7 protein-coding genes and 1 pseudogene are annotated in these 11953 nt (G+C 41.0%); 1 reads left to right on the plus strand and 7 read right to left on the minus strand.

What is annotated here, in order from left to right; genetic code table 11:
* Positions 1 to 19: 19 nt before the first annotated feature.
* From xylB to GXK58_RS17470, 3 genes are all read right to left on the minus strand, one after another.
* Positions 20 to 1519, minus strand: coding sequence for a xylulokinase (gene xylB, locus GXK58_RS17460; protein ID WP_160724443.1), 1500 nt, complete (start codon positions 1517 to 1519; stop codon positions 20 to 22).
* A gap of 88 nt (positions 1520 to 1607) precedes the next feature.
* Positions 1608 to 2942, minus strand: coding sequence for a xylose isomerase (gene xylA / locus GXK58_RS17465; protein WP_160724444.1), 1335 nt, complete (start codon positions 2940 to 2942; stop codon positions 1608 to 1610).
* A 217-nt stretch (positions 2943 to 3159) separates the two neighbouring features.
* On the minus strand, positions 3160 to 5313 hold the full coding sequence (locus GXK58_RS17470) for a glycoside hydrolase family 52 protein (RefSeq protein ID WP_160724445.1): 2154 nt from the start codon (positions 5311 to 5313) through the stop codon (positions 3160 to 3162).
* A gap of 263 nt (positions 5314 to 5576) precedes the next feature.
* Between GXK58_RS17470 and GXK58_RS17475 the strand changes: the two genes are divergently transcribed.
* Complete coding sequence (locus GXK58_RS17475) at positions 5577 to 6737, plus strand: ROK family transcriptional regulator (protein WP_160724460.1); 1161 nt, start codon at positions 5577 to 5579, stop codon at positions 6735 to 6737.
* Positions 6738 to 6949: 212 nt separating this feature from the next.
* Here the strand turns inward: GXK58_RS17475 and GXK58_RS27305 are convergent.
* The 4 genes and pseudogenes from GXK58_RS27305 to GXK58_RS17490 form a co-directional block, all read right to left on the minus strand.
* A pseudogene (locus GXK58_RS27305) lies at positions 6950 to 7174 on the minus strand (hypothetical protein); the annotation flags it as partial.
* 18 nt (positions 7175 to 7192) lie between these two features.
* Positions 7193 to 9388, minus strand: coding sequence for a dihydroxy-acid dehydratase domain-containing protein (locus GXK58_RS17480; protein ID WP_160724446.1), 2196 nt, complete (start codon positions 9386 to 9388; stop codon positions 7193 to 7195).
* A 32-nt stretch (positions 9389 to 9420) separates the two neighbouring features.
* Positions 9421 to 10887, minus strand: a complete 1467-nt coding sequence (gucD, locus tag GXK58_RS17485) for an alpha-ketoglutaric semialdehyde dehydrogenase GucD (RefSeq protein WP_160724447.1) — start codon at positions 10885 to 10887, stop codon at positions 9421 to 9423.
* A gap of 35 nt (positions 10888 to 10922) precedes the next feature.
* Positions 10923 to 11825, minus strand: a complete 903-nt coding sequence (locus GXK58_RS17490) for a fumarylacetoacetate hydrolase family protein (protein ID WP_160724448.1) — start codon at positions 11823 to 11825, stop codon at positions 10923 to 10925.
* Positions 11826 to 11953: the final 128 nt, after the last annotated feature.

An 11953-nucleotide genomic window follows, 5' to 3' on the forward strand; every position in this document is an offset into this window, starting at 1 on the left:
AAAATTACTAATCCATTCCTTATCTTCTAAACTCTTTTAATTGGTCATTAAGCGATTTGGTTTGTGTATAGACTTGTTGATAAATAGCAAATAATTTTTTATATGACTCTACATTTTCTTCAATAGGATAATAAGTTTTAGAAGTTTGGATAAAACTTTGAGCGCACTCTTTCAGTGATGTAAACCAGCCGCAGCCATAGGCTGCTAACATCGCTGCGCCCATTCCCGGACCTTGTTCACTCGTCAGCTTTTCAATTTTTGCATTGAAAATATCTGCCTGCATCTGCAGCCATGTTTCGTTTTTAGCACCGCCACCGATGGAAATAATCGAATCAATCGTTTTTCCGCTGTTTCTAAAGATTTCAATCGACTCGTTTAAAGAGAACGTAATTCCCTCCAGAACAGCACGTGCAAAATGTTTTCGTTCATGGCTTGCATCAATGCCAATAAAGCTGCCGCGGATATTCGAATCGGCATGAGGTGTCCTTTCTCCAACAATATATGGAGTGAATAATAGTCCTTCACTGCCTGCAGGCACTCCATCGACACCTTCTAAAAACTGATCAAATGCTTCTTCTTTCGCAAACGTATCTTTAAACCAGCTCAAGCTATAACCTGCAGCGAGAGTAACCCCCATCGTGTAATAGGCATTTTCCTCACTGTGGTTAAAATAATGAACTTTCCCTTCAAAGTCTAAGTCATTTCTTTCTTCATAGGAAAGGACAACACCTGATGTACCAATACTGCATAGTGTTTTACCTTCTGATAAAATTCCTGAACCAATCGCACCACAGGCATTATCTGCCCCGCCTGCAAACACTTGAGTCGCCTCAGACAATCCGGTTTCCTGCGCAAATTCAGCCGTTACAGTACCAACGCATGCATGGGATTCTACCAGCGGCGGACAAAGTTCAGCGGAGATTCCGAATAGATCTAATATTTCTGGACTCCATTCCCGTTTACTTACATTAAGCATCAACGTTCCTGCTGCATCTGAATACTCCATATGGACATTACCTGTCATCCGGAAACGTAAATAATCTTTCGGAAGCATGAATACACTTGCAGACTTAAAAATCTCAGGCTCTGCTTCTTTTACCCAAAGGATCTTTGGTAAAGTAAATCCTTCCAACGCTGGATTTTTGGTGATTTCAAGCAGCTTTTCTTGACCGACAACATCATAAATTTCCTGACATTGCTTCGTTGTTCTTGTGTCATTCCAAAGGATGGCATTACGCAGTACGTTATTATCTTCATCTAATAAAACTAAGCCATGCATCTGCCCTGAAAAGCTAATCCCTTCAATGTCCTTGACATCTCCTGGGAATGCCTGGATTAGTTCAGCAAGACCTTCCGTTGTTTTTGCCACCCATTCTTCTGGGTTTTGTTCACTGTATCCTGATTTCTCGATAATTAATGGATAGGATTTGGATACTTCTTGGCATACTTCACCGTTTTGATTAACGAGAAGAATTTTGACAGCACTTGTCCCAAGGTCAACTCCGATTACATATTTCATCTTAAAATTCAGCCCTTTCTGCTAAAAATGTGCTGGATTTTACTTCCAGCACATTTTTATTTTTATTTTATTTTTTCCTAGCCGGTATTTATCTAGCAACTACACCTGATAGAGTTTCTAATAAGTATTGGTTAAGTGTAGCTCTTAATAATTCTGTTCTGCCTGATTGGTTTTTGATTTCAGTTAGACCAAGGGCATACTGTTCTAACTCACGGAAATTCGTTCTGCCTTCAACGATGTCTAAACCAATGCCTTTTGTATAGCTGCTGTAACGGTCATCAATGAAGTTTTCGAATACACGGTCTTCAAGTAACTTGTTCGCAACTTTTAAGCCGATTGCAAAAGCATCCATTCCAGCGATGTGAGCGTGGAATAAATCTTCTGGATCGAAAGAACCTCTGCGTACTTTTGCATCGAAGTTCGTACCGCCTTTTCCTAGGCCGCCATTTAGAAGAATTTCGTACATTGCTAGTGTTGTGGAATACAAGTCAGTTGGGAATTCATCCGTATCCCAGCCAAGTAATGTATCACCTTGGTTAGCATCGATTGATCCAAGCATGCCATTGATACGAGCCGTACGAAGTTCATGTTCGAATGTATGACCAGCTAATGTTGCATGGTTTGCTTCAAGATTGAACTTGAAGTGATCAGTTAAGTCATATTTTTGTAAGAATGCTAGTCCAGTAGCCACATCAAAGTCATATTGGTGTTTGGTTGGCTCTTTTGGTTTTGGCTCAATTAAGAATGGAACATTTAAGCCGATTTCTTTCGCATAGTCTACAGCCATATGGAAGAAACGTGCTAAGTTATCCTGCTCAAGTTTCATATCTGTATTTAATAAAGTTTCATAACCTTCACGACCGCCCCAGAATACATAGTTTTCTGCGCCAAGTTCTTTCGCTACTTCTAAGCCCTTCTTCACTTTTGCAGCAGAGTAAGCAAATACATCTGCATTTGGAGAAGTTGCTGCACCATGTGTGTAACGAGGGTTTGTAAACATGTTAGCAGTGTTCCAAAGTAATTTCGTTTTGCTTGTTTTCATATATTCTTTAATCATTGATACGATAATGTCTTGGTTTTTGTTGCTTTCAGCTAATGTGCTTCCTTCTGGAGCGATATCAACATCATGGAAGGCAAAGAATGGAACATTTAATTTTTCAAAAAGTTCAAATGCAGCTTCCACGCGTGCTTTTGCTAAATCAAGTCCTGTTAAGTGGTTCCAAGGACGGATTGCTGTACCTACACCAAATGGATCTGTGCCGTCAGCAGTGAATGTATGCCAATATGTTACTGAGAAACGTAGTAATTCCTCCATTGTTTTACCGTTGATTACTTCTTGTGGGTTATAGTACTTAAATGCTAGAGGATTAGTAGAATTTGCGCCTTCAAATTGAATGTTTTTTACATTTTCGAAATAAGCCATGTTGGAATTCCTCCTATTATTTCGGTTTTAGACTAGACATGTAAATGCTTTCATTCAATCTCCTAGTCTGTAACCTTTGTATAATCAGATTATAGCACCCTATACTTCGTTTGTCTATTGAATAAACAAAGATTTTTATAAAAAAATCATATTATTTATTTTTTAACTTCTAATCTAGTTTTTAGACTGTCTAGTAGGTACCAGACAGTCTGCAATCCTAATTTGCAGCTAGTGAAGAAGCAACTACTGGTGCCGCCTTTTTACTTTCCTCCAGCCACAAAATACTTGTCACTCCACGAGGGTAATATTTACTGCCGGCAATTTCACCAGAGATGATTTGATCACTCCAGCTCCATACGGATAAGGTTGGATGCGTGAGCCAAGCGACGTGAGCAGCATCTGCCTTCGCCCCTTTATCATCCCATTCCAATCCAAGAATTTCACGGGCAATAAACTGGCTTAAGTAAATCTTACTTAACCAAGAATTATTACTTGTAGATGAAATCTTCCACCCGCCATCTTCAAACAAGCAGACACCTTCTGTTAAGACGGTGGTTAAATGCTGTTTCAATACTTGGATGTAATCAGCAAACCGGCCATTCGGATCAAGTGCTTCCTGGTTGTTTGTAAAGTAAGGGAAAATCAGTCCTTCAATAGCAGGAATAATTTTTGAATTGTTCCCTTCCTTGATAACGGCAGGAATATATCCGCCTGGTGTTACATGACTAGCAATGGTGGAGGCACACTTTTCAGCTAACTCTCCAGCCTGTTTAGACAAGTCGGCTAGTCCATTCTCATTAAAGATTTTCTCTAACGCTACATAAGACGCCCATGTCTTGCCGGCTAAATAAATATTATTTCTTGCTTGGCCCAGTGAAACATCTAAACTGTCATAAGTGGTAATCTCTGCCCCGCCCATAACACGTGTAGAGTCCAGACCCATGATGCCATCGCGCTTATCTGCTTCCGGATGATCACGGTTTAACATGCTTTCAAAACAGCGGACAACCACTTCCAAATTAGCCTTTAGCCACTCGGCATCCCCGGTTTGTTCCACGTAAACGGATGCACACAATACCCAGTTCACCAGTTGCTCGTAAGTCATATGGGAGAAACAACCGTCTAAACCATATAATTCATACGAAGAATAATGCGGCCGCGAAATGGTGTTTGCCACCCCCATGTCATGTGTAAAGCTAATTCCGCCTGGATATTCAGTTTCATCACCTGGGAAGCGTACTTTGTCTTCATAGCTGAATCTGCTGACAAACATGTCCAACTCATTCTTTACAGTCCATGGGTTCATTTTTAGCTCAAAGAAAATTTGGTCAACCGTTAAGTCAAAGGTGTTCATCATCCGATATTCACCTTCGTTCACAACCCAGAACGGCACTCCATCTGCTTCAAGCAATTGGGTGCTGCCATAATAACTGCGAATCGAATGAATCAGCATAAACTCTTGATCATCTGATAAATCCGCTTCATTTACTAAGCTATTTGACTCTTTAGCGCTTTCAGCAAATTGGTCAAAATTTTCTAATGCATAGGCTGCGACAGATTCAATATTTGAAAAATATCTTGTATATAAATAGGAAGCATCTAATCCTGCAGTCACTAGGCCGCCGCGGTAGAAGCACACAGCAAATTTGTAGCTCCGCTTTTGCCCCGCCGGAACATCCATTACCAGTGCCCCTACAGGTCCTAACCCAAAAGTCCAGTTTTCTTCAAACGGTGTGGTTAAAATATTTTCTAAACTAAAGTGCAATGCTGATTTGACGTCTGGATCATTTGTTGCAATTCCCGTTAAACGCCCTTGACCAATACCGGCAATTCCATCGCAAGTATCATCTAAACGGCGCATGGAGCTGTAAGGGTCACTGCCTTGGTAACCGAAAAAGGCCCGGCGGCTTTTCGCGCCTTGCGTGTTATCAATGGTAAGCTCTGCCCAAACCGCAGGGATTAATGTATTTTTCAGTTCCTCATCTGTTGCGGAGGCCGGATCTGGAACAGGCTTGATTTGAGAATAGATGGTGAACGTTAAATCCCCCGCCTTCCATATATCCGTTCCTAACTCGAAGTTACGCTCGATTTTTTCCTTTTGGAACGGTAAAATGATCCGCGGTTTGTCCGGATTTGGATCCATATTTTCTATATCATAGCGCTTACTTTCATCATCTTCTACTTCATAGAATGGCAATGCTTCATAGATGCCTTCACGGTCTAATGATTCCACACCGACATAGACATTTTTTCGTGGAGAACGGCCTAGCTCTAAATCGAGTCCCCCGCCATTTCCGTAAAAGCCAAGGGTAAAACTTGAAAATGCTCCAATTGGTGAATGGTGCGCGTTGAAAAACATGTTTTTAGTCAACTTGTTTCCTGCTTTCTTCAAGTGATAGTTTGTTAGTTTACTAATCAGACAGCCTTTAAATTGAATTGACTGTTGTTTAAGTTTAGCATCCCAGCTTCCCTAATCCATTCTTATGTATGTGATTAAGGAGTGAAATGTAAACGGCATCACTTCTCTTGCAAAGTGATTATATCATTCTTTCATTTGTTTGTATATCCAATAAACAAAGTTTATGTTAAGATAAATATACTATTTAATGCGGGGAGATTTTTTCATTGACTACAATGACATGGAACCAACAAGTGGTGAAAAAAAATAATAAATCACTGGTACTCCAAATGATTATCGATAAAGAACCTATCTCACGTGCGGACATTGCTCAAGTAACCGGTTTGAATAAAGGTACCGTTTCATCAATGGTGAATGAATTATTAGAGGAGGATCTGATTTATGAATCTGGCCCAGGTGAATCAAGCGGCGGCCGTCGTCCTGTTCTTCTTCACTTTAACAAAACTGCAGGATATGCGATTGGAATTGATATTGGGGTTAATTATATTTTGAGTGTGTTAACAGATTTAAAAGGAAATATTTTCTTCGAAAAAAATGAAGCCATCCAAGATTCCCGTTTTTCAGTTGTTAAGGAGCTGGTTAAAGAAAGTATCCATTCCTTCCTTAATGAAATGCCTCCTAGCAGATATGGCGTAGTTGGTGTGGGATTGGGTGTTGCAGGCATTGTTGATAAAGAAGGTATGGTTCTACTCGCGCCCAATTTAGGGTGGAAGAATGTCACACTAAAGGCGGAAATTCAGGAAGTATTTGATCTTCCCGTAATCATCGAAAACGAGGCAAATGCAGGAGCCTATGGAGAAAAACAATTTGGTGCAGGACAGAATCATGAAAATATCATCTATATTAGTGCCGGAATTGGGATTGGGGTTGGAATCATCCTCAATGGTGAATTGTATCAAGGGAATAATGGCTATTCCGGGGAATTCGGCCATATGATCATCGAGGTAAATGGCAGGTCCTGCAGCTGCGGGAGTAGAGGTTGCTGGGAAATGTACGCCTCCGAACACACCCTTTTACAAATGACCAACTATAGTGGTGCAACACTTGATTCATTAATCGATCTAGCCGGCAAAGATGATAAAGATACGCTTGAACTTTTTGAGGAAATTGGCTCCTACCTCGGCTACGGTATTAATAACATCATTAATACCTTTAACCCACAGCAGGTAATTATCGGGAATCGGTTAGCGAAAGCAAAGAAGTGGCTTGAAGCGCCGATTAGAAGAACGATTGATAAACATACGTTGTCCTTTCATCAGAATGAAATGGAAGTACATTTTTCATCGCTTTCGATTTATTCTTCAGCTTTAGGTGTGGCGGCCTTTGCTGTAGAAAATTTTATAAAAGAAGGCGAAAAAACAAACGAAATGATGTAATAATGAAAGAAGAGATTACCCACGGATAATCTCTTCTTTATTTTTCATATCAAATGATGAACTCAATCGTATACAATAAATCCCTTCATTTACGGAATAAGAATGAAATCAGGACCCCAAAAATTGATCAAGTTACATCAGAATTCACAATTACTTTAGGAACCCCCAATCCCTTAGCTCCTTTTTTTGAAGTGACAAGATGTGGTTCAGGCCATTTCTTCAAGTTCCTCATCGGTTAAAAGCATTATACCGCTTCCCTGAGAAATTCGGTGGATGTCCACATCATATTCCTGGCACGCCTTCAATACCTCTTTGAACGAATTGGGTCCCTCAACACTTGGAATTTCAACACGATATTGAGCTCCGTCGGGGAACCTTTTTGTGGATGTAGGTAAATCGTAGCAGTCACCCTCCGGTAACCCTAATTGTTTGAGAAAGTTCCAACCTCATCCCTCCTACACTTGTGACAATAGATTTTTTTTATAAGGTATATCGGCATCCATTTTTACCGCGAGCGGAACGACTCCATCCGCTGCATCCGTACAACCTGTCAGACGGTTAGAAGCAGCAATCGTTCTTTGTCGTCTTTTTAACGTATTTTTTCTTTCTTGACCAAGTGTCTCTCGTTCTATCTTAAGATCACCTTGATAGAGTTCTAGTTTTCCTTCACTAAATTCGTTTGGGTCTAGTAATTCAATCCGTCGGGAACGGAAACGTAAAAATAATAGGTCACCCTGCTTAAGGTAGAGGATTCCCCCATCATTATAGGCTTCCGGAGTCATATGCCCGATGGCAGCACCATAGGACACTCCTGAATAGCGTCCATCACTGATAAGCGTAGCCAATCGCTTTAATTGGCGGTTAGCATTAATATGCTGCATCGGGGTGAACATTTCTGGCATACCAAAGGCCTCTGGTCCTTGACCGGAAATGATGATCGCTAGTTTTAAGATTTCGTCTTTGATCATGCGCCTAAATAATTCGTCATAATTCAGTGTGACTGCCTCTTGAAAACTCTCTGGTTTATTTATTTTCCACATTTGCAATAAGTGATCGAGTGGAAATGCTTTTTTGTCTTGAAGCTCCTCAAGAAGTGTTTCATTGAGAAGCTGCTTGTTTGCATCTTCTTCATTTTCAAAATAGAGGACGAATGAAATCTTCTCATCAAACTGATTTAGTTGATGAGTGGACATACCGCTGATTTTAACAACCGCACTTTCAAAAAAGTTTCCTTGTAACACATCGACTCCGCTATAACTCCTGCGAGGTCTACTTAGAATAATCGGATTATCCTTCACTCCATCGGCACTCAAGCCTTCTGTATTACTGAGTCTTTCCTTCCAGGTTTGTCCGGTCACCGTATAGGCGTCAACATCCATAGGGACGCCATTTCTGACTAATTCATAAAAGAGTGTCTCCATCCCTCTAATCGCACCAGAACAGCATTGCTGTGCTAAGGCAAAAATATCCCTGCCTTCTGTAAGACTGTAATCAAATAAATCCGGGATCGGATGGGATTGATGAATTTTCTCCAACTCCCATAGATTAAATTCATAACCGGCATAAATCATCGCCCCTACCACGTGCATCATTAAGTTGGTTGACCCACCGCCAGAACTATGAATTCGAATGGCATTAGCAATATTTGCTCCTACCAACTCAGCCACACTGCATTCCGGCCGATTTACGATGGAGAAAAGGGCCTCAATGGCTGGTTTCAACTGGTCTGTAGTAGGCGGTTCTGTTAACAGTTCGAGTGTTGGATGGACGAAACCAAGTCCCGCCATAATATCTCTTGAACTATTGCCAGTACCGTGGAATGCACAAATTCCTCCAGCCGCATCACATGTATTAACTGCAAGCCATTTTTCAAAATATTTTTGTTCTTCAGGAGCAATGATCCCTTGTTCAACTGCACGAACTAACACGCCTTGGAATTGCGTATTGGATGAGCATTGGAGAATATAAGTTAAGGCGTCGAAAATATCATCAGCGATATTGTGTTCCCCCATTTGTATGGCCCGCTCTGCGACATCGGTTAATTCCTTTTTTAGGCCTTCTGGAATTTCTCCTCCCTTTAAAACATGGGAAGGGGCAAAGGAAGCAAAAACAGGCGCTTCACCACGCAAACGGCGAACACGATCCAATAGAGCCAATCCGCTCAAAACTCCCAGCGGCTGCTTATCACAACCTTGAATGACAAACGCACCGTGGTAGGAATGCGCTTCCATTTGATTTACAACGATTTCAGCAATTGCATTTCTACTTTGCAATGAATAAGACATCCCCATATTGCTTTGTGCCGTACCGTCACATAACACAGGGGTGCTAAAATAAAATGGGACTCCGCCTTCCTCCCATATTTTTAGTGCTGCCCGCGACACCGTTTCGATATCTAGGATATGGGCAGGATGATCGGCTGAACCGCCTATAATCGCAATCCGCGGTGCATTTTCTTCCAAACGATTATAGATTTCTTCCAATGTCCAATCAGACACTAGTCCGTGATAAGCATGACCAACCATTCTTTTTGCCTGATCTAATAAGCCGGCAACTGTAATCGGTTCATTCGCTTTTCCTTGAACATTATCACGATAAGGATTTATAGGATTATTAATTCTTGGTCTTTTCTTTGTATCTTTATTCGACATATCCCAAGCCCCCCAATTGCTAAAAATATTAATTATGGCTTTACATAAACAGTTTTAATGGATGTATAAAACTCAATGGCAGCTGTTCCTTGTTCACGTCCCCCGAAACTCGATGATTTCATGCCGCCAAATGGAGCATGTAATTCTACACCCGCGGTTTCATAATTGACACGAACTAAACCTGCATCAATTCCATCAATAAAGTCAAAGGCATTCCCAATGTTTTTAGTAAAAATAGAGGCGCTTAAACCATAATGAACGTCATTAGCCAGTTCAATTGCTTCTTCAGGTGTTTCAACCTTGATTAATGCTAAGACCGGTCCAAAAATTTCTTCTTGCCCAATAGTCATTCTTGAATGTACACCTTCAAAAATAGTAGGTTCTACAAAATATCCGTTTTTCAAATCAGTGTCCTCTGATTTGCGTCCCCCAAGGAGAAGGACAGCTCCTTCTTCTTTCCCTTTTACAATATAGGAAAGCACCGTGTTTAGCTGTGACTCGTTAACGCATGGACCCATCCAGGTACCTTCTTTCAGACCATCACCAAGCTTTAACTCTTTTGTTCTTTCAACTAACTTTTTCTTAAATTCTTCATAAATGCCGTTCTGAACAATTACTCTGCTTGTTGCCGTACATTTTTGTCCTGTGGAACGAAGGCCGCCGCTAATCGTCGCCTCAACAGCTTCATCAATATCAGCATCATTAGCGACAATAATTGGATTCTTTCCACCCATTTCTAATTGATATTTCACTCCTCGATTGATTGCACCAATCGCTACCTTTTTACCTGTGTCATTAGATCCTGTAAAGGAAATACCATTTATGCCCGGATGATCAATGATTCTCTGTCCCACTATGGAACCTTTGCCAGTAACGAGGTTTACAACTCCCGCAGGCAGGCCAGCCTGTTCTATACATTCTATTATTTTGGCACATGTTACGGCGGCTTCCTGTGCCGGCTTGACCACAACGGTATTCCCATATATTAACGCAGGAGCGATTTTCCAGATGGGAATAGCGACTGGAAAATTCCATGGTGTAATGATTCCAACAACTCCAAGAGGAACACGTGTCGTATACATCAATGCTTTGCTATCCGTTGCCGGAATAACGTCTCCAGTTTTACGCATGCCTTCTCCGGCATAATAACGTAAAATGGCAATCCCTCTTAACGTTTCCCCTCTTGCTTCAGGAAGGGTTTTTCCCATTTCTCTTGTTAAGGTTTCAGCAATATCATCAAGCCGGCTCTCTAAACAATTGGCGATCTTATATAGAAAGTCTCCACGCTCTGATCCACTTAATTTGCGCCATTTTTCTTTAGCGTTGTGAGCAGCAGTTACCGCTTTATCCACATCTTCCTCTGTTGAACTCTGGACATAGCCAACGATTTCATCACGATGGGCAGGATTAAAACTTGCCCCGACTTTTTTCGATGCAGCGGAGATCCATTTACCATCAATAAAGTTTCCATAGGTTTTAACTTCGGTTTGAACAGTCATTTCATCCATTCCCTTCCATTTCACTGTTTAGTAGTTTACATTGTTTCTAGAGGCTGCGCTGTTTGCTGTTTAATGGAATTATGAAGAACCCCTATTCCAGGTATTTCAATCTCCACATGATCACCATCATGAAGCGTAAAATCCTGCGGAGGCACAATACACGTACCAGTTAATAGAACTGTTCCATTAAAAATCACGTTTTCTCTAACTAAATAGGCGCACAATTCCTCATAGGTTCTGTGGAGCTGACTAGTACTTGCTGTTTCTTCAAATACCTTTTCTTGATTGCGATAAATACGACAAATTAGTTGAAAACTGTAGGGATCATCCACCGTTTCTGCTAAAAGCACCGCAGGACCGATCGAACATGAATTTCTCCAAATTTTCGCTTGGGGTAAATACAGTGGATTCTCCCCTTCTATATCACGGCAGCTCATATCATTTCCTATCGTATATCCAAAAATTTTACCCTTTTCATCTAAGACAAGCCCTAGTTCTGGTTCAGGAACCTGCCAGTTTGAGTCGCTTCGTAAACATAGCGTACCAGTCGGACCAACAGTTCTAAGTTTGGTAGATTTCAAGAAAATTTCAGGCCTTTTCGCTGCATAAACCTTATCGTAAATGGTTGGCTCCGTATGATTTCCACCGGTAGCTTCATAGTTTCTTTCTTCTTTACTTTTGCGGTAGGTTACTCCTGCCGCCCAAACCTCCGGTGCTTCAATTGGGACAAGTAATTCCAGCTCCTCCACTTTTTGGGGCAGCGGAATTGAATCCGCAATAATGGTTTGAAGGACCGCTGCAGTGGTCTTCTCTTTTTCAATTGCATAAGTTTGTAGCTCAAGTATGTTTTCAAATGGTAAGGGATAAATGAGGTTCTCTTTGGTAACAGCGGCTAATTGTGGTAAACGATTTTCCCCATGGAAACGAATGATTCTCATATTTTCCTCCTCAAATCTCATGGAATAAATGATTAATAAATTAATTGGAATTTCACTGATCCAGCTGCCGGACAGTAGAGTAAGAAACTGATTTCGAAGGGATAGCTTACGCTATCTCTTTTACTTTC

Origin of the sequence: Bacillus sp. USDA818B3_A (genome assembly GCF_009928415.1) — a bacterium.
Classification (GTDB): Bacteria; Bacillota; Bacilli; order Bacillales; family Cytobacillaceae; genus Neobacillus.